This window comes from Streptomyces sp. NPDC104367 (genome assembly GCF_055583825.1).
This window is the reverse complement of the sequence record NZ_JBVJND010000015.1, coordinates 176,594-194,345: the sequence shown is the minus strand read 5'-3', so window position 1 is coordinate 194,345 and position 17,752 is coordinate 176,594. Positions and strand designations below refer to the sequence as shown.

At 73.2% G+C, this 17,752-nt stretch carries 17 protein-coding genes and 1 pseudogene; 10 read left to right on the top strand and 8 right to left on the bottom strand.

What is annotated here, in order from left to right; genetic code table 11:
* Positions 1-14: 14 nt before the first annotated feature.
* The gene (locus ACZ619_RS23670) at positions 15-1,205 is read right to left on the bottom strand and encodes an ROK family transcriptional regulator (protein ID WP_469602204.1); all 1,191 of its coding nucleotides are present in this window, start codon (positions 1,203-1,205) and stop codon (positions 15-17) included.
* Positions 1,206-1,363: 158 nt separating this feature from the next.
* Here ACZ619_RS23670 and ACZ619_RS23665 point away from each other — a divergent pair, with 158 nt between their 5' ends.
* Positions 1,364-2,107: a hypothetical protein gene (locus ACZ619_RS23665; RefSeq protein ID WP_469602201.1), complete on the top strand. Its 744-nt coding sequence runs from the start codon at positions 1,364-1,366 to the stop codon at positions 2,105-2,107.
* Between the two features lie 33 nt (positions 2,108-2,140).
* Here ACZ619_RS23665 and ACZ619_RS23660 read toward each other — a convergent pair whose 3' ends face one another.
* A complete protein-coding gene (locus ACZ619_RS23660) occupies positions 2,141-2,593 on the bottom strand; it encodes a M4 family metallopeptidase (RefSeq protein ID WP_469602198.1) in 453 nt (150 codons plus the stop codon).
* 136 nt (positions 2,594-2,729) lie between these two features.
* Between ACZ619_RS23660 and ACZ619_RS23655 the strand changes: the two genes are divergently transcribed.
* From ACZ619_RS23655 to ACZ619_RS23620, 8 genes are all read left to right on the top strand, one after another.
* Complete coding sequence (locus tag ACZ619_RS23655; RefSeq protein ID WP_469602195.1) at positions 2,730-3,953, top strand: serine hydrolase domain-containing protein; 1,224 nt, start codon at positions 2,730-2,732, stop codon at positions 3,951-3,953.
* Between the two features lie 145 nt (positions 3,954-4,098).
* Complete coding sequence (locus ACZ619_RS23650; RefSeq protein ID WP_469602192.1) at positions 4,099-5,442, top strand: CAP domain-containing protein; 1,344 nt, start codon at positions 4,099-4,101, stop codon at positions 5,440-5,442.
* Between the two features lie 56 nt (positions 5,443-5,498).
* Positions 5,499-6,176 (top strand): AIM24 family protein, encoded by a 678-nt coding sequence (locus tag ACZ619_RS23645; protein ID WP_469602189.1) that lies wholly within the window; start codon positions 5,499-5,501, stop codon positions 6,174-6,176.
* A gap of 107 nt (positions 6,177-6,283) precedes the next feature.
* On the top strand, positions 6,284-7,243 hold the full coding sequence (locus ACZ619_RS23640; protein WP_469602187.1) for a threonine/serine dehydratase: 960 nt from the start codon (positions 6,284-6,286) through the stop codon (positions 7,241-7,243).
* Positions 7,244-7,443: 200 nt separating this feature from the next.
* Complete coding sequence (locus ACZ619_RS23635; RefSeq protein ID WP_469602184.1) at positions 7,444-9,063, top strand: serine/threonine protein kinase; 1,620 nt, start codon at positions 7,444-7,446, stop codon at positions 9,061-9,063.
* Between the two features lie 116 nt (positions 9,064-9,179).
* Positions 9,180-10,226, top strand: a complete 1,047-nt coding sequence (locus ACZ619_RS23630) for a hypothetical protein (protein WP_469602181.1) — start codon at positions 9,180-9,182, stop codon at positions 10,224-10,226.
* 63 nt (positions 10,227-10,289) lie between these two features.
* A complete protein-coding gene (locus ACZ619_RS23625) occupies positions 10,290-10,715 on the top strand; it encodes an SsgA family sporulation/cell division regulator (protein ID WP_469602178.1) in 426 nt (141 codons plus the stop codon).
* A 68-nt stretch (positions 10,716-10,783) separates the two neighbouring features.
* A complete protein-coding gene (locus ACZ619_RS23620) occupies positions 10,784-11,452 on the top strand; it encodes a DUF2238 domain-containing protein (protein ID WP_469602175.1) in 669 nt (222 codons plus the stop codon).
* On the opposite strand, the gene ACZ619_RS23615 is transcribed toward ACZ619_RS23620, so the two are convergent.
* From ACZ619_RS23615 to ACZ619_RS23595, 5 genes are all read right to left on the bottom strand, one after another.
* Complete coding sequence (locus tag ACZ619_RS23615) at positions 11,437-11,922, bottom strand: DUF6328 family protein (RefSeq protein WP_469602173.1); 486 nt, start codon at positions 11,920-11,922, stop codon at positions 11,437-11,439. The genes ACZ619_RS23620 and ACZ619_RS23615 overlap by 16 nt on opposite strands.
* A 97-nt stretch (positions 11,923-12,019) precedes the next feature.
* Complete coding sequence (locus ACZ619_RS23610; RefSeq protein WP_469602170.1) at positions 12,020-13,003, bottom strand: aldo/keto reductase; 984 nt, start codon at positions 13,001-13,003, stop codon at positions 12,020-12,022.
* A 102-nt stretch (positions 13,004-13,105) separates the two neighbouring features.
* Complete coding sequence (locus ACZ619_RS23605) at positions 13,106-13,708, bottom strand: TetR/AcrR family transcriptional regulator (RefSeq protein WP_469602167.1); 603 nt, start codon at positions 13,706-13,708, stop codon at positions 13,106-13,108.
* Complete coding sequence (locus ACZ619_RS23600) at positions 13,705-15,198, bottom strand: MFS transporter (protein ID WP_469602164.1); 1,494 nt, start codon at positions 15,196-15,198, stop codon at positions 13,705-13,707. The genes ACZ619_RS23605 and ACZ619_RS23600 overlap by 4 nt, the downstream gene beginning before the upstream one ends.
* Positions 15,199-15,322: 124 nt before the next feature.
* Positions 15,323-16,513, bottom strand: coding sequence for an FAD-dependent monooxygenase (locus ACZ619_RS23595; RefSeq protein WP_469602161.1), 1,191 nt, complete (start codon positions 16,511-16,513; stop codon positions 15,323-15,325).
* Between the two features lie 269 nt (positions 16,514-16,782).
* Between ACZ619_RS23595 and ACZ619_RS23590 the strand changes: the two are divergent.
* Positions 16,783-17,001, top strand: a pseudogene (locus ACZ619_RS23590) (tyrosinase family oxidase copper chaperone); the annotation flags it as partial.
* A 30-nt stretch (positions 17,002-17,031) separates the two neighbouring features.
* Here the strand turns inward: ACZ619_RS23590 and ACZ619_RS23585 are convergent.
* The gene (locus ACZ619_RS23585) at positions 17,032-17,733 is read right to left on the bottom strand and encodes a ribonuclease H family protein (RefSeq protein WP_469602158.1); all 702 of its coding nucleotides are present in this window, start codon (positions 17,731-17,733) and stop codon (positions 17,032-17,034) included.
* Between the last annotated feature and the right edge of the window lie 19 nt (positions 17,734-17,752).

Sequence of the window (17,752 nt, the reverse complement as noted above, 5' to 3'; positions counted from 1 at the left end):
GGGTCTCGGGCTGCTCAGCCCTTGCCCGTCGGGGTGGGGGACGAGGTGATGAAGGACTGGATCGCGGCGGCCGCGGCCCCGCGCGCCCACTCCTCGAAGGGGAGCGGGCGGGTCTGTACGTCGCACTGCGCGGCGGAGCCGAAGGCGGCCGCGGTGAACGAGTCGAGGATCTGCCCGGCAAAGAGGTCGTAGGCGGCGAGCCCCTCGCCGGAGATGATCACGCGTTCGGGGCCGAAGAGGTTGGCGACGGTGGCGATGCCCCGGCCGATGGCCTCGCCGGCCCGGGCGTAGACCTCCCGCGCTCCGGGCACGCCGTCGTGCGCCAGGGCCACCGCCTCGGCGGGGTCCGCGAGGTGACGGCCCGTCACCTCACGCATGCGGGTGACGATCGCGGCGTCCCCCGCGATCGCCTCGACGCAGCCCCGGTTGCCGCAGTGGCAGAGCGGGCCGGCCGGGTCGATGGGCACGTGTCCGATCTCCCCGGCCACCCCGTGCGCGCCCGCGACGACCCGGCCGTGGACCACCAGGCCGCAGCCGATGCCGGCGCCGACGGTGACCACGGCGAAGTCCAGGAGGCCGACCCCGGCGCCGAACCACTGCTCGGCGACGGTCAGGGCGCGTACGTCGTGGTCGACGACGACCGGCAACCCCGTGGTCATGGCGGCGAGTTCGGCGAGGGAGACGTCCCGCCAGTCGAGGAAGGGCGAGTAGCGCACCACGCCCTCTACGCGGTCCACGTCGCCGGAGACGGCGATGCCGAGGCCGAGGACGGGAGCGCCGAAGTCCGCCGCCTCGACGCGCAGTTCGTGGGTGAGTCCGGCGACGGAGGCGAGCACCGCCCCGACGGCGCGGTCGGTGACCGGCAGCCGGCGGGACAGCAGGATCCGGCAGCACAGGTCGGTGAGGACGGCGATGACCTCGTCGCCGGTGATCTTGACCCCGATGAACAGCGCGCGCCCGCCGTCCACCCGGACCAGGTTCGCCGGACGCCCGAGGGCGGGGCGGGCCTCGTCGTCGGCGTCCTCCGCGAGGTAGCCGGCCGCGAGCAGCGGCCGGACGGCCTTGGTCACGGCCGCCGGTGACAGGCCGGCCAGGCGGGCCGCCTCCAGCCGGGTGAGGGGGCCGTGGGACAGGACCGTGGTGAAGATCTGCGAGACGGCCGGCGTGTGGGCCGGGAACGTCTCGGCGCGGGAGGTCGAACTCATGGCCGGGAACCTAGGTGCCTTATTTTCCGCTGTCAATAAAAGAAACAGGAATCACCTGAAGGTTGACTGTGAGGCTCCCATGGCCTTCAAATGAGGGGCGCAGAGGGGCGGTTGGCAGGCGATCGGGCGTTGTCGGTGGCGGGTTGCACAATCACCGTATGACGACGATCGACTGGCACCGGCTCACCCACGCCTACGGCCCGGCGGACGACATCCCCGGCCTCTTCGCCCGGCTCGGCGGCGCCGACGACGACACCGTGTGGGGCGAGTTGTGGTCGGCGCTGTGCCATCAGGGCACGGTCTACGAGGCGAGCTGGGCGGCGCTGCCGACGCTCGCGGGGATAGCGGGCGGCCGGGCGCCGGGCTCGCCCGCGCAGGCGGTGGTGCTGGCCGGCGCGATCACCGTCTGCGCGGAGGACCCGCAGCGCGCGGAGTACGCGCGGGAGATGGGCGAGTTCCTGGCCGTCGCCCGCGCCCTGCTCACGGACTCAGGGCTGTCCTCCCCCGTGTTCGTGAACCTCCTTCAGTCCGTGCTGGCGTTCGAGGGGGAGGACGTGTGGTCCGAGGCGCTGGAGGGGGTCAACAGCGGGGAGTACGAGGTCGAGTGCCCGCAGTGCGCGGAGGGTCTGTTCGTCGCGTTCGGCGAGTACGGCACGTTCGTGTCCGCCGGGGACTACGTGCCGGGGCTCGAACCCGAGGGCGGCGCGGCGGACCGGGGCGAGCTGACCCCCGCTCCCCCGGAGCGGCTGACGGGGCTCGGCGCGCGGCTGTACGGCGAGGCGGTGCGGGCAGGGCGGACGGAGGTCGCCGAGACCCTCACCCATGTGTTCGGGCAGGGGCGCTGCCCGTCCTGCGACGCGGTGTTCGCGGTGGCGGAAGAGGTCGAGGAGCAGTGGATCTGATCCCGGCGCCCGGCCCCCGCCGGTCCACCCGGATCAGCACCGGGGCCGCCCGCCGGCGGCGGGCGGCCGGCGTGTCGGCGTGTCGGCGACGGTCACGCCGACCGCGGCCCAGGCCCGGTCGACGGTCCGGCACTCGACGCCGTTCGCGCCGTAGAGGTCCTTGGCCGCCTTCAGCGTCGCGATCCGCGCGTCGGGGAAGTCGGCGGTGGAGACCATGTGGCGGGTCAGGGCGCGGCAGAAGATCGCGGCGGCCCCGGCCCGGCCGATGCCCTCGGCCGTGGAGCCGTCGCAGGGCGGCGCGTCGTAGGCGGTGGCGCCGATCGCCGTGCGGCCGCCGCCCTCGGCGAGCAGGTAGCACGCGTGCGAGGGGACGCCGGAGCCGACGTACACCTCGGCGTCGTGCACCTTCGCCGTACGGCGTGGCGCCGCGGGGCGCCAGGGGGCCGGTCGGGCCGGGCCGCAACCCTCCAGGCTTGCCATGTCCATGCAAAACGCAAACGGGTGACCATCTGTGCGTCGGCTGTGGAGATGTGACGGGATGCGAGAAGGTTCCCTGGACCGGATGTGACCCATCTCGCACCGGAAGCAGCTCGGAAACAGCACGGAGAGGAGCAGAGTCCGGATGGTCTCGGCAATGGTGAGCAGAAGCGCGGTCCTCGGGGCGGTGGCGCTGTCGCTGCTCGCGGTCCCGGCGCAGGCCGTGCCCATGGCGGGAGCGGAGCCGAGGGCGGCCGCCGCCCTGCCGGCGCCGGACACCGCTGGCCTGGCCGCGGTGTTGCGGTCGGTCGTGGCGACGGGGGCGCCCGGCGCGCTGGCCCGGATCGACGACGGCACGAAGGTGTACAGGTCCACGTCGGGCGTGGCCGACCGGAGCACCCGGCGGGCCATCACGACCACCGACCGCTTCCGGGTCGGCAGCGTCACCAAGACGTTCTCGGCGGTCGTCCTGCTGCAACTGGTGGACGAGCACAGGCTCGCCCTGGACGCGCCCGTCAACCGCTACCTGCCGGGCCTGCTCCCGGACGACCGCATCACCGTGCGGCACCTGCTGAGCCACCGCAGCGGTCTGTACGACTACACCAACGACCTGTTCGCCAGCAGCGTGTCCGGCTTCGAGGCGGTCCGCGACAAGGTCTTCACCTACCGCCAGCTGGTGGACCTCTCGCTGAGGAAGCCGCGCACCAACGCGCCGGGAGCCGCGTACTCGTACTCGAACACCAACTTCGTGGTCGCCGGCCTGCTGATCGAGAAGCTCACCGGACACAGCGTCAGGACGGAGTACCAGAACCGCATCTTCACGCCGCTGAAGCTGACCGACACGTTCTACGTCCACCCCGACACGAAGATCCCCGGGCAGCACGCGGACGGCTACCTCACCTCGGACACGGCAGGCGCCCAGCCGGTCGACGCGACGAACCAGACGGTGTCCTGGGCGCAGAGCGCGGGCGCGATCATCTCCTCCGCCCACGACCTCGACACCTTCTACTCGGCGCTGGTCCGGGGCAGGCTGACCTCCTCCGCCGGCCTGAGGGAGATGGAGAGCTTCAGCCGCGTCAACGCCACCACCTCCTACGGCCTGGGCCTGCGCCGCCGCGACCTGTCCTGCGGGATCTCGGTGTACGGCCACACCGGCGCCGTCCAGGGCTACTACACGTACGCCTTCACCACCAAGGACGGCAAGCGCAGCCTCACCGCGCTCGCCAACGCCTCCAACAGCTCGGCCGTGCTCAACAAGCTGGCGGAGACCCTGGAGCCGGCGTTCTGCGGCAAGCGGAAGCCGGCCCGGGCCGCGGCGGCACCGGTCGAGCGGGAGGACGTGGCCCCGGCCGCGCCACGGGAGCAGTAGCGCGGTCGAGGGCGGGAGCGGGGCCGCGCCGGCTGCCGCTCCCGCCCCGGTCATCCCGGGGAACCTCGCGCGCGGGCCGGTCGTTCTACCGGCGACTCCCCCACCGGGCGCGACGTCCGGCCCCTGACCTCCCCGAGGCGGCGCGATGAGCGAGCTGGTCCCCGGGGGCAACCTGCCCCTTCCGGGCGGCGCGCTGACGCTGCGGGTACCCGGTCCGTTCGACGTGTCCGCGCTCATCACCGACGACAGCGGCAAGGTCGGCGGCGACCCCGACTTCGTGTTCTACAACCAGCCGGACGCGCCCGGGGTCCGGCTGCGCGGCGACACCCTGACCGTCGAGCCGGCGCTGCTGCGGGCCGGCGCCGAGCGCGTCACCCTCGCGGTCACCGCCGCCGAGCCCGGCACCCCGCTCGGCGGGCTGCCCGCGGCCGCCCTGCACGTCACCGACCGTCTGGGCCGCACCCTGGCCCGCTTCGCCCCGCCGCGCCCGCGGTCGGAGACCCTGCTGCTGCTCGCCGAGATCTACCGCCGGGGCACCGGCTGGAAGCTGCGCGCGATCGGCCAGGGGTACGCGGACGGGCTGGCGGGACTGGCCCGGGACTTCGGGGTCGACGTGGCCGACGACGACCGCCCCGCCGCCGGTTTCCGCGCCACGATCCCGCCCCAGCGCACCGCGGCCTCGCCGCCGCGCCCCTCGGTGGCCTCGGCTCCCGGTCCGGACCCGCTGCTGGACCTGGTCAACTCCGCCCGCGCCCGGGCCGGCCGGCCGCCGGTGTCCCATGACGCCCGGCTCACCGCCGCCGCCCGGGCCCACGCCGCCGCGATGGCCGACGCCGGGGCCCTCGCCACCGAGAGCCGCGACGGCGTCTCCGTCCACCAGCGGATCGGCAGGGCCGGGTTCGCGTACGTCACGGTCGGCGAGCACCTCGTCTCCGGCCCCCGCACCCCGGCCGAGTTCGTCGACTACTGCCTGCGCACCGAACAGGCCCGGAGCACACTCCTCGGCGCGGCGTTCACCCACGCCGGTCTGGCCCATGTCCGCGCCCCCGGGGACGGGGACACCTACTGGACCGCTCTGTGGGCCAGACCCCTCACCGAGACCGAACTGGCCCGCACCCACGCCGAGGTCACCGACCTCACCAACCGGGAGCGCGGCCGGGCCGGACTGCCACCGCTCGCGGTGGATCCGCCGCTGGCGGCGGCCGCCCAGGCGTACAGCACGGACATGGCGACCCGCGACTTCTACTCCCACACCTCCCCCGAGGGCACCCAGCCCTGGGACCGGGCCGCCGCGGCGGGCTCCCGGCGGCGCACCATCGGCGAGAACATCGCCTGCGGCCAGCGCTCGGCAGCCGAGGTGGTGGAGGGCTGGATGAACAGCCCCGGGCACCGGGCCAACATCCTCAAACCGGACTTCACCCACATCGGCATCGGCTTCGCGGGCGGCGGCCGGGCGGGGACGTACTGGACACAGCTGTTCGGTGCCTGAACCGATACGTTCCGCGATCTTGGCGGAACGACTCCGTCCGGGACACCATGCCCGGCATGAAGGGTGATCTCTTTTCCAGTCGGCACCTGGTGGGGCCGGCCGTCGAGCCGGGCATGACGGTCGAGAACGCGAAGTGCATCAAGTACACGGTGAACGGCGAGATGTTCGCCCGCCAGGGCGCGATGATCGCGCACCGCGGCAGCCTGCGGTTCGAGCGCAAGGGCCAGGGCGTGGGCGGCATGCTCAAGCGCGCGGTCACCGGCGAGGGGCTGCCGCTGATGGCCGTCCAGGGCCAGGGCGAGGCCTGGTTCGCGCACGAGGCGCAGAACTGCTTCATCGTCGAGATCGAGCCGGGCGACCGGTTCACGGTCAACGGCCGCAACGTGCTCTGCTTCGACGCCTCCCTGTCCTACGAGATCAAGACGGTGAAGGGGTCGGGCATCGCCGGCGGCGGGCTGTTCAACAGCGTGTTCTCCGGATACGGCAAGCTCGGGCTGATCTGCGACGGCAATCCGCTGGTGATACCGGTCACGCCGCAGGCCCCGGTGTACGTGGACACGGACGCGGTGGTGGGGTGGACCGCGCAGCTCCAGACCTCGCTGCACCGCTCGCAGTCCATCGGCTCGATGCTGCGCGGCGGTTCGGGCGAGGCCCTCCAGCTGATGCTCCAGGGCGAGGGGTACGTCGTGGTGCGGCCGAGCGAGCAGACCCCGCTGAAGGCGCAGCAGCACTGACACCCCGCCCGGCCGGGACCGCCGATCCGGTTTGACCTGGGGCGTCCGCCCGGGTGAGGGTGCGAGGGGCGCGGTCTCTCACCCCCGCGCCGGAAGGGTGAACGGCCTTGATCGGCATCTCGGACATCGAAGCCGCCGCACAGCGGATCGCCGGGCACGTGGTGCGCACGCCCACCGTGTCCAGTCCTGGCCTGTCGGAACTCCTCGGTGCCCCGGTCACCGCCAAGCTGGAGCTCCTTCAGCGCACCGGCTCGTTCAAGGCGCGCGGCGCCACGGCGAAGCTGCTGTCGCTGACCGAGGCCGAGCGGGCGGCCGGGGTGGTGGCCGTCAGCGGCGGCAACCACGGCATCGCCCTCGCGGTGATGGCCGAGGCCCTGAACGTGAAGGCGACCGTGGTCATGCCCCGGACCGCGCCCGCCCGCTCGATCGAGCTGGTCGAGGCGGCGGGGGCGGCGGTGCGGCTGACCGACGGCATGGGCTCGGCGTTCGAGCTGGTGACCGTGTTGCGGGACGAGGGCCTCACCCTGGTCCACCCGTTCGACGACCCGGTCGTGATCGCCGGGCAGGGCACGGTGGGCCTGGAGTTCGCCGAGGACGCGGACGACCTCACCGACGTCCTCGTGAGCATCGGCGGCGGGGGCCTGATCGCGGGCGTCGCGGCGGCCCTGCACGCCCTGCGGCCCGGTGTGCGGGTGTGGGGCGTGGAGACGGAGGGGGCGCAGGCCATGTCGGAGGCGCTCGCCTCGGGCGGCCCGCTCTCGGTGCCGGTGTCGTCGATCGTGACCACGCTGAGCGCGCCGACCGCGTCCCGGCTGACGTACGACCTCGTCTCGGCGCTGGTGGAGGAGGTCCTGGTGGTCCCGGACCGGGAGGCCGTGCGGGGCAGCCTGGAGTTCGCCGAGCACGCCAAGCTGTGGACCGAGCCGGCCGCCGGCTGTCTGCTGCCGGCCGCCCGGCAGGTGGTGGAGCGGGTCGGCGACGGGGCCCGGATCGGGCTCGTGGTGTGCGGGGGCAATGTGACCCACCGGGAGATCGCGGAGTGGACCGAGCGTTTCGGGCTCGGCTGAGGGAGCGGATCGCAGCCGGGCCTTTACCGTCGGTTACCCGCAGGTCGAGGCCCGGCCATTCACTGTTTTCCTGAAGTTTCCAGCAGCTGCCGGTGGTTGAATAAAAGGCAAGAATGGGGCCGGAGTTGCAGATTCTTTGAACAAACCCGGGCGCGTTCCCCGTACCTCTGGTCAAGACGAGGCAGGGGTACCAGCGAGGGATGACGATGGTCGAGGCGCATGTCTCCGCACACGAGTTGATCGCCGGACGGTACCGGCTCCTCGAGGTCGCCGACCGCGAGCCGAACCGCGTCGGCTGGTACGCGGAGGACGTGCGGGCGGAGCGGTCGCGCCTGGTGACCCGGATCGCGCTGCCCGGCGACCTCACGGAGGACACCGTGCGCCGGGCCACCGCCCGCGTCATGCGCACCTCCGAGGTGATGGGCGCGCTGCGGCCCGGCCGGGTCGCCATGGTGATCGACGCCTTCGAGGAGGCGGGCGCGCTGTGGACGGTCACGGAGCTGGTCGACGGCACCCCGCTCAGCGAACTCCTGCGCGGTCAGCCCTCGTTCAACTACGTGCGGGCCGCCCGGATCGCCCTGGAGGTGCTCGACGTGCTGGACGCCGCGCACGCCGAGGGCTACACCCACGGCGAGCTGTCCCCCGGCCAGATCATCGTCCGGGACCGGGGACCGGTCGTGATCACCGGGTTCGGCCTGGCGGGCGCGACGCTGGCGCCCCGGGTCACCGCACCCTCGTACGCCTCGCCGGAGCAGGCCCGCGACGAGCGCATCGGGCCGGCCGCCGACCTGTGGGCACTCGGCGCGGTCCTCTACACGATGGTCGAGGGGCGCGCGCCGTTCCGGGACCGCGGCCGTCCGGACGCCACCCTGAAGGGCGTGGACCGGCTGCCGCTGCGCACCCCGCTGCGGGCCGGGCCGCTGACCCAGGTCGTGCAGGGGCTGCTGCGCAAGAACTCCCGGGAACGGCTGAACCGCCAGGTGACCCGCGAGGCGCTGACCCGCGTTCTCGACGAGGACCCGGACGCCGTCGGGGAGCCCGCTCCGGTGCCCAGGCTGCGCGGTGCCTATGTGGCCGCCAGGGCCTCGGGATGGAGCCGGACGACCATGATCGGCGGCACCGCGCTGGCCGTGCTGACGGTGTCGGTGGCGGTGCTGGCCGCGACCCAGGGGCTGCCGGGATCCGACTCGGCGGGCGTGTCGGCGAGCACGTCCGCGACGGCCGCGGACCCGGGCGACCGCACGGACGGCAACACCCCGAGCACCTCCCCCTCCGCACCCTCCCCCTCGCGGACCTCGGCCGCACCCGGCGCGGGCGCGTCGGCCTCGGCCTCCGCGGACGCCACGGCCGGTGCCCTGCCGGCCGGCTTCCACCGCTACACCGCCCCGGAGGGCTTCTCGGTGGCGCTCCCCACGGGCTGGAAGCGGCTGCAGACCTCCCGGGCGGACGACCGCGCCTACCGGGTCACCTTCGGCCCGGGCGGCGACGACCTGCGGACCCTCGCCGTGACCTACAGCACCGAGGCGGGTCCCGACCCGGTCGCCGTCTGGCGGGACGACGTGGCACCGCAGCTGGAGCGGCTGGACGGCTACCAGGAGGTCGGCCGGATCGAGGCGACCACCTACCAGGGGTACCGGGCGGCCGACATGGAGTGGCTCTCCGGCACCGGCGCGGACCGGGTGCACACCTTCGGCCGCGGCTTCCTGCTCGGCGGCGGCCGCAGCTTCTCGCTGCGCATCACGACCCCGGCCGGCACCTGGGACGACGCGGCGGACAAGCTCGCGACGAAGACGTTCCTTCAGTCGTTCCGGGTGGCGTAGCGAACTCCTCGCCGGATCGGCGACACCGTCGGCCGGATGGCAAACCAGCGCCAATGGGCCGATATAGGCTGCCGGTCTGTACGTATGCAGTTCGACGGCCTTCAGGAGTGTCCTCCGTGACCCTAGCGATCGACCCGTCCGAGACGTCCGGCGCGTCCCCGGCCCCCCTCTCCGACCTCGTGGCACGGGACGCACGGGAGTTCGGCGCCTATGTGCGCACCGGGGGCTGGACGTTCGGACTGATGGTGGCCCGCAGCGTGCGGCCGGGCGGTCAGGGCGCCGAGGAGACGCCGAAGGTGTCGGCGAAGGAGTTCGCCGAGCTGGCCGACTGCTCCCCGGAGCGGGTCATGCGCTACTACAAGGCCTGGGACCGGGCCGCCGACGACGGCCTCGTCCCGCACTTCGAGGCGCTCGCCCCGGGCCAGGACGTCGAACTCCCGGACTCCGAGGTCTGGTTGAGCTACTACGTCTCCCGCAACAGCGCGACCTCCGAGCGTGGCACCGCCATCGCGGAGGCCGCCGAGGCCGAGGGCATCCGGCCCACCAAGGCGCTGGAGGTGGCGGAGAACCCCACCGCGCTGCGCGCCGCGATCCTCGCCGACCCGTCCACCGCCCGCGCGGCCCGCGCCGCCCTCCTCGACCGCGTCAGGGAGGACCCGGACCTGCAGACCGTGCTGGCCCGGGACGTGGTCCGCACCGCCGACCTGAAGAAGGCCGTCGCCACCGAGAGCCGCTCGGCCGACCGCATCGGCTACGTCCGGCAGATCGCCGAGTCCGGCCAGATCAAGACCCCGGCCGGCCAGACCGTGGACGCGCCGGCCGACCTGCGCCAGGAGGCCGAGCGCCACCTCTCGCTCCTCGACGAGCTGGACGAGGACGAGAACACCGGCGAGTGGGCGACCGAGGCCTACGACACCATGAAGAACCTGGTCGTGGAGGCGGTCGAGGCCGACCCCGAGCTCCGGGTGCAGGAACGGCGCACGAAGTTCTACAGCAGCCTGCAGAAGGCGACCAGGGCGTTCGAGGAGCTGACCTTCGACGACGCCCAGGACTTCTACGAGGACGACATGGTCCAGCGTCTGGAGGACCTCCAGCAGGCCATCGGTTCCTGCCTGAGCGCACTGCGCGGCGCACGGGGGACGGGAAATTCCGCTCTCGATTGAGCGTTTTCCACGCGAGAGGGGTACTAGAGGGCACCAAGCCGATCGTTCTCGGAGGCCTCTCGCGTGAACCCCATCGTGCACAGGACCCTGGTGGTACAGCTCCGCGCGGACGGGACGGGCCGCTGTCCCGTCCTCGCCCATCTGTCGTACGACGCGGGTGACCCGTTCGCCGTCACCGCGGTGTTCACCCTGGACGGCCGGGTGCTCGCCCGGTGGCGGCTGGACCGCGAGATGCTGAACGACGGGCTCAGAGAACCGGTCGGGGCCGGGGACATCCGGCTGCGGCCGGTGCGGCAGGGGCGCTGGAGGGAAGTGCGGATGGATTTCCTCGGCGATCCCCTGCCCGGCGGCGAGCGGCACCACGCGGTGGTGTTCGTGTGGGCGCCCGCGCTGGCCGCCTTCCTCAGCGACACCTACATGGCGGTGGCGCCCGGCCGCGAGGAGGTCCATGTCGACGACGTACTCGCGGAGATCCTCGCCACCGGCTGAGTAGTCGTACTCATGTCCGGGCCCGGGCGGCGCGGCCAGGATGGGGCTCCCACGACAAGGAGTCCGCGATGACCGCAGTGCACCCCGCCCCGCGCCCCGTTCCGCACCCTGCGGGACGCCGTGTTCCGCCCGCCCTGTTCGCCGGGGTGGTGGTGGCCGGCACCGCCCTCTCGGCCTGGGGCGCGAAGGACCGCACGACCTGGTTCCTGGAGACGGTGTGGGTGCTGGTCGGGCTCCCGCTGGTGGTGCTGACCTGGCGGCGCTTCCCGCTCACCGGGCTGCTCGCCGGCCTGCTGGCCGTGCACTCGCTGGTGCTGGCCGTCGGCGGCCACTACACGTACGCCGAGGTCCCGGCGGGCGACTGGGTGCGCGACACCTTCGGTCTGGAGCGCAATCCGTACGACCGTCTCGGCCACCTCATGCAGGGGTTCGTGCCGGCGGTCCTGGTCCGGGAGCTGCTCAGCCGTACCTCGCCGCTGCGCGGCAGCCGCTGGCTGGCCCCGCTCACCGTGTGCGCCTGCCTAGCCTTCAGCGCCTGCTTCGAGCTGCTGGAGTGGCTGGCCGCCGAGATCGCCGGGCACGGCGCGGACGCCTTCCTGGCCACCCAGGGCGATGTGTGGGACACCCAGTGGGACATGTTCTGCGCGCTGATCGGCGCGACGGTCTCGGTGCTGCTGCTCAGCCGGGTGCACGACCGGCAGCTACGCGCGCTGGAGACGGCTCAGCGGACGGTGTGACGGCGCCGGGCCCACAGCGGCAGGGCGTACCAGCACAGCAGGTACCAGACGACCACGGCGGCGACCACCCAGGTGACCTGGCCGCCGCCGGTGGCCACCCGGAGGATCAGCACCAGTGAGGCGGTCATGGTGGCCAGCAGCAGGAACAGGCCGACCGAGGTCATCAGCGAGGCCAGCCGGACCGCCTCCGGCTTCACCTTCCGGCCGGCGACCAGCCGGTGCAGGGAGACCGGTCCGATGAGGGCGCCGGTGGCCGAGGCGCCCAGGACGACGGTGACGATGTAGATCGTCCGATCCACCTGGGACAGCTCGCCGTACCTCGGCTGGAAGACCACGGTGAGCAGGAAACCGAAGAGGATCTGCACGCCGGTCTGGGCGACCCGCACCTCCTGGACGAGCTCGGACCACATCCGGTCCGCGCGTTCCTCCGCGGACTCGTCGCGTCCCGACCGCCGCGCTGACTCGCTCATACGGTGCGGGTAACCGCGCGGAAGATCGTTCAAACGGCGGGGAGCTGCGCACGGGCGGTACCGCTCCCCCGCTCCTCGCCGCTCCCCCGCCCGGCGGCTACCAGCGGTTCTCGACCTGCTCCTTGATCCGGCGGTCGTAGAGCTCGCCGATCGCGGTGACCGTCTTCGCGGACAGCGCGGGGAGGCCGGCGGCGGCCGAGTTGGCGCGGGCCTGCTCCGGGTTGCGGGCGCCCGGGATCACCGAGGTCACACCCGGCTGGTCGATGATCCAGCGCAGGGCGAGCTGGGCCGGGGTGTATCCCTCGGGGGCGAGGGCGGCGAACTCGGCGGCGGCCTCGACGCCCGTCGCGTAGTCGACGCCGGAGAAGGTCTCGCCCTGGTCGAAGGACTCGCCGTGCCGGTTGTAGGTCCGGTGGTCGTCGGCCGCGAAGACGGTGTCCTTGGTGTACTTCCCGGAGAGCAGTCCGGAGGCGAGCGGCACGCGCGCGATGATGCCGACGCCCGCCTCCCGGGCGGCCGGCAGGACCTCGCGCAGCGGCTTCACACGGAACGGGTTGAGGATGATCTGCACGCTGGCCACGCCCGGGCGGGCGATCGCGGTGAGGGCCTCCGCGCAGGTCTCGACGCTGACGCCGTAGGCCGCGATCCGCTCCTCCTCGACCATCGTGTCGAGGGCGTCGTACACCTCGTCCGAGGAGTAGACCGGGGTGGGCGGGCAGTGCAGCTGCACCAGGTCCAGGCGGTCCACGCCGAGGTTGCGGCGCGACCGGTCGTTCCACGCACGGAAGTTGTCCAGGACGTAGTTCTCCGGGATCTGGTCGACCCGGCGGCCCATCTTGGTGGCCACCAGCACGTGCAGGTCCGGCCGGCCGCGCAGGAAGGTCGCGATCGTCTGCTCGCTGCGCCCGTCGCCGTACACGTCGGCGGTGTCGAAGAAGGTCACCCCCGACTCGGCCGCGGTCTCCAGGACCGCCAGGGCGTCCTTCTCGTCCACGTCGCCCCAGTCGGCGCCCAGCTGCCATGTACCGAGGCCGACGATCGACGCCTGCTGTCCCGACCTGCCGATTACGCGTTCGTCCATGGCGTCATTGTGTCATCTGCCACGGACAACGCTGTCACGGGCTGGGGCGGGGTCGAGCCGCCGCGGGCAGCCGGCCGCGGGCTCGCAGGGCGCGTCGGCGGGTCAGGCGGCGGTCCGCCGGAGCGTCAGCTGGGCCTGGACCGCGGGTCCGTAGCGGTCGGCGATGTCGTCGACGGCCGCGTCGCGCAGTCTCGGTCCGCGGGCGATGCCGTACATCACGCCGAGGCCGATGAGCTGGGCGACGGCGAGTTCGGCGCGCAGGGCCGGGTCGGGTCCGGTGAGCCGGGCGGCGAGGGCGTCGACGACGTGGGCGCGGAAGTTGGCGCGCAGCACGTCCCCGTGGTCGCCGTGCAGGGGCGCGAAGGCGATGCGCACCAGCGGGTCGGCGCCGCGGTCGCGCTGGCTCTCCAGGACGTGCCGGACCATGTGCCGGCCGAGGTCGTCCAGGGGGGCGTCGAGGAGGGCGGCCGCGTCGGTGTCGAAGGACATGACGCGGGCGAACAGGCCCTCCTTGTTTCCGAAGTACTTGAGGATCAGCGGCGCGCTGACGCCGGCGCGTTCGGCGACGTCCTTGAGCGTGATGTCGGCGTGCGTCTGCCGGGCGAGGAGGTGGCGGGCGGCCTTGAGGATGGCCGCCCTGGTGGCCTCCGCGTCCCTGCGGGCGGGGGCGGCGTCGGTGCCGGGCCGGGTGCTCACGGCACTCATGCTCCCTCCAGCGCGCCGTCCCTGGCACTTTCGGTACGGCCCTGGGCGCGCGGGCCGTCGTCGGGGGTCCTGTCGCCGGGTATGGAGAGGGCTGCGGCGCTGGCGGCGAGCGCGACGACGCAGGCCATGGCGAACGCCAGCTGGTAGCCGTGCAGGGTGGCGATCGGGGTGCCGCCGACGAGGCTGGTGTGGTGGGTGAGCACGGCGGCGACGGCGGCGCTGGAGGTGGCCTGGCCGATGGTGCGCATCAGGACGTTGACGCCGTTGGCGGAGGCGGTCTGCCGCGCCGGGACGGCCCGCAGGATCAGGGTGGGCAGCGCGGAGTAGGCGAGGGTGGTGCCGGTGGCGACGACGGTCGCGCCCAGGATGATCATCCAGAGGTCGCGGCTGTCGGCGATGCGGACCACATAGCCGCAGGCGATGACGGCGGCGCCGATGGCAAGGGTGACGCGCGGGCCGCGCGCGGCCGAGATCCGGGCGGAGACCGGGGAGAGCAGCAGCATGACGACACCGCTGGGGAGCAGGCAGAGACCGGTGGCCACGATGGACAGGCCCAGGCCGTACCCGGTGGCCTCGGGGGCCTGCACCAGCTGGGCGGTGACCAGGGAGTTGGCGTAGAAGGCGAAGCCCGTGAGCAGGGCGGCGACATGGGAGAGGCCGACGCGCGGCCGGGACACCAGGTGCAGGTCGACCAGTGGCTGCCCGGTGCGCAGTTGCTGCCACCACCACAGGCCGAGGACGAGGACCGCGGCGCCGAACAGACCGAGCACGCGGGGGCCGGTCCAGCCCCACTGGCCGCCCTGGGAGACGCCGAGCAGCAGGCAGGTCAGCCCGACGGCCAGCCCGAGCGCGCCGAGGACGTCGAAGCGGCCGGACTCGCGCACGGGCGACTCCTTGACCGCCCACCACACGCCCGCGACGCCGGCCGCGCCGAGGAGGCTGGTCAGCCAGAACATGGTGTGCCAGTCGTAGTACTGCACCACGAGGGCGGCCAGCGGCAGGCCGAGCGCGGCGCCGATGCCGACGGTGGAGCTCATCAGCGCGACCGCCGATCCCCGGCGCTCGGCCGGGAGTTCGTCGCGCAGGATGCTGATCGACAGCGGTACGACGGAGGCGGCGGCGCCCTGCATGGCGCGGGCCGCGATGAGCACGGCGATGTCCGAGGAGAGGGCGCACAGCACGGACCCGGCGGTCATCAGGACCAGGGCGCCGGTGAGTACCCGGCGCTTGCCGTACATGTCCCCGGCCCGGCCCAGCACGGGGGTGAGGACGGCTCCGGCGAGCAGGGTGGCGGTGACGGTCCAGGAGACGGCGCCGGCCGAGGAGTGGGTGAGCCGGGGCAGGTCGGGGAGCAGGGGGACGACGACCGTCTGCATGACGGCCATGAGGATGCCGCCGAAGGCCAGGACCGGGATGGTCATCCGGTCCCGCAGCGACGGCGGTGCGACGGGCGGGCCCGCCTGGCTGGCAGTCGGGGCGGGCTGGTCCATCGGCACTCCTGCGGGCGGCGCTCTGTGAAGGTGAATGTCAATTCACCCTATCGGGTGAATGCTTATTCACCAACGCCGCCCGCCGCCGGAACCGGCCGTTACGGCCGGGTGTGACGACCACGTGTCACGAACGGCTGTGCAGGGCGCGCGCGGCCCGCGGTCCGAGCCACCGCTTGAACCGCCGCAGCACCTCCAGCCGACCGGCCGCCTTGTCGATGCCGTAGTAGAGCTGCGGCGGGACGTACGGCAGCAGGGGCGAGTGGCGTTGGCCGAGCAGGGCGAACATGCGGTGCGGGGGCAGGCCGATGTAGCGGGGCAGGTTCTCGTACCACCGGGCGCTCAGCCGGGCGGCGCTCTGCGCGCAGAGCAGTTCGGCCCGGCGCCGCCGTTCGTAGGCGGTGAGGGCCTGCGGCAGGTCGGCGTGCTCGCGCACGGCGGCGGCGAGGCACATCGCGTCCTCCAGGGCGAGGGTGGTGCCGGCGCCGATGGAGTAGTGGGTGGTGTGGGCGGCGTCGCCGAGCAGGACGAGGTTGCCGTGGTGCCAGGTGCGGTTGGTGAGGGTGCGGAAGACGGGCCAGGCCGCCGTGGAGGTGCCGATCAGCGGGCGGCCGTCGAGGATGCCGGCGAACAGCTTCTCCAGCAGGGCGAGTTGGTCGCCCTCGCTCATCGTGTCGAGGCCGAGGCCGGTGAGGGTCTCGGGGGCGCACTCGATGACGCAGGTGCTGTGCCCGGCGTCGAAGGGGTAGCCGTAGCACCACACCCAGCCGTGCTCGGTCTCGGTGAAGGCGAAGGTGAAGGAGTCGAAGACCCGGGTGGTGCCGAGCCAGACGTAGTGGTTGCGGCCCTCGGCGCTCTCGGTGCCGAAGTGGTCGGCGTGCCGGGCGCGCAGGGCGCTGTGGATGCCGTCGGCGGCGACGACCAGGTCGGCCTCGGGGAGCCGCTCGGGCGTGATCTCGTCCTCGAACTCCAGCCGTACGCCGAGGGATCGGGCGCGCGCGGCGAGGATCTCCAGGAGGCGGTGGCGGCCGATGCCGTGGCCCTCGTCGCCGGGCCGGCGGGTGACCTCGTCGCGGACGTGGGCCTCGCCCCGGTCCCAGCGCACCGAGCCCGCCTCGACGGCGCGGGCGGACTCGGGGTCGTGGGCGTGCAGCCGGTCGAGCAGGGCGCGCCAGTAGGTGACGCCCCAGCCGTAGGTGGAGCCCTCGGGGTTGCGTTCGTGGACGGTGATGTCGTGGGACGGGTTCTGCAGCTTGAGCAGGATCGCGAGATACAGGCCAGCGGGCCCGCCTCCGACACAGACGACCTTCACGCACACACCTCTGGGAATCACCGAACGTGGCCAATGGGCACCGCAGGGTAGCAGCGGCGGCGCGGGCGTCAGGGTTCTCGAATCGCGTCAGCCTGACGCCGTGAGCCATGGCACCCGGGCGGCGCACCGCGGCGAAGGATCGGCGGAATCCCCCTCGCCCGAGCAGGGAATGACCCGTTCCGGGTTCATCGAGCCCCTGCGGGAGGAAAGATCATCTTCGCTCAATCCCGTATGACATGTAGTCGATTGCCCTGATCGCAGCCGACCCGATCGGGGTGATTTCGCCCGCTGCGGAACCGGCGGACAGGCATACGGGGTCATCTCCCGGACCCACCCGCCGTCGCGCGCTCACCGCGGCGGCCGCGGCCGGCGCCCAGACCCTCGTCGCGCCCGGTGTCCCGGCCGACGTTCACCGGCACGAGGGACCCCTCGAACCCTTCGACGAGGTCCACCGGGGTCGCCGGATACGGGGCCGCCCGGCCGCCACGGGGGGGCACCGGCCGTCCTGCGCCTTCGACGTCCGATCAGGCCTCGGCCGTACGGCACTCCGGGTGGCCCCAGCCCTGCCCGTTCTTGGCGATGGACTCCCCCGCGGCGTAGGAGCGGCCGCACAGGCAGCGGCCGGGGAACTTGGCCTTGATGGTCCGGGCGGCGGAGCCGCCACCGGAACTCTTGCGGGGCGCCGCCTTGCGGCGCGGGGCACCGGGGGAAGCGGCGGGCGCCTGGGACGGCGGCGGCACCGGCGAGCCGAGGGCGCTGCCCGCGGCCTCCTGGACCGTCGCCGCCTGGCTGGCCGCGCGGTCGGCGAAGTCGTTCAGCGGGTCGCCGTCGACCTGGTGGGCGGGTACGTAGCGGAAGTCGACCGTGCGGCCGCCGAGGAGTTCGTCGATGCGGACGACCAGCTCCTGGTTGGCGACCGGCTTGCCGCCGGACGTCTTCCAGCCGTTGCGCTTCCAGCCGGGCAGCCAGGTGGTGACCGCCTTCATCGCGTACTGCGAGTCCATCCGCACCTCCAGCGGCACGTCCGGGTCGGTCGCCGTCAACAACTGTTCCAGGGCGGTCAGTTCGGCCACGTTGTTGGTGGCCCTGCCGAGCGGCCCGGCCTCCCAGCGGGCCGGGGTCTCCGCGTCGTCGGACACCACCCAGGCCCAGCCGGCCGGTCCCGGGTTTCCCTTAGAAGCCCCGTCGCACGCGGCCACCACTCGTTCACGCATGGGCCCGATCATGCCACGGCCGGACGCCCCG

Coding starts and splice junctions, on each gene's coding strand:
- ACZ619_RS23670 (WP_469602204.1), bottom strand. CDS start 1,205: ATGAGTTCGACCTCCCGCGCCGAGACGTTCCCGGCCCACACGCCGGCC.
- ACZ619_RS23660 (WP_469602198.1), bottom strand. CDS start 2,593: ATGGACATGGCAAGCCTGGAGGGTTGCGGCCCGGCCCGACCGGCCCCC.
- ACZ619_RS23655 (WP_469602195.1), top strand. CDS start 2,730: ATGGTCTCGGCAATGGTGAGCAGAAGCGCGGTCCTCGGGGCGGTGGCG.
- ACZ619_RS23610 (WP_469602170.1), bottom strand. CDS start 13,003: ATGGACGAACGCGTAATCGGCAGGTCGGGACAGCAGGCGTCGATCGTC.
- ACZ619_RS23650 (WP_469602192.1), top strand. CDS start 4,099: ATGAGCGAGCTGGTCCCCGGGGGCAACCTGCCCCTTCCGGGCGGCGCG.
- ACZ619_RS23645 (WP_469602189.1), top strand. CDS start 5,499: ATGAAGGGTGATCTCTTTTCCAGTCGGCACCTGGTGGGGCCGGCCGTC.
- ACZ619_RS23615 (WP_469602173.1), bottom strand. CDS start 11,922: ATGAGCGAGTCAGCGCGGCGGTCGGGACGCGACGAGTCCGCGGAGGAA.
- ACZ619_RS23635 (WP_469602184.1), top strand. CDS start 7,444: ATGACGATGGTCGAGGCGCATGTCTCCGCACACGAGTTGATCGCCGGA.
- ACZ619_RS23665 (WP_469602201.1), top strand. CDS start 1,364: ATGACGACGATCGACTGGCACCGGCTCACCCACGCCTACGGCCCGGCG.
- ACZ619_RS23605 (WP_469602167.1), bottom strand. CDS start 13,708: ATGAGTGCCGTGAGCACCCGGCCCGGCACCGACGCCGCCCCCGCCCGC.
- ACZ619_RS23600 (WP_469602164.1), bottom strand. CDS start 15,198: ATGGACCAGCCCGCCCCGACTGCCAGCCAGGCGGGCCCGCCCGTCGCA.
- ACZ619_RS23620 (WP_469602175.1), top strand. CDS start 10,784: ATGACCGCAGTGCACCCCGCCCCGCGCCCCGTTCCGCACCCTGCGGGA.
- ACZ619_RS23585 (WP_469602158.1), bottom strand. CDS start 17,733: ATGATCGGGCCCATGCGTGAACGAGTGGTGGCCGCGTGCGACGGGGCT.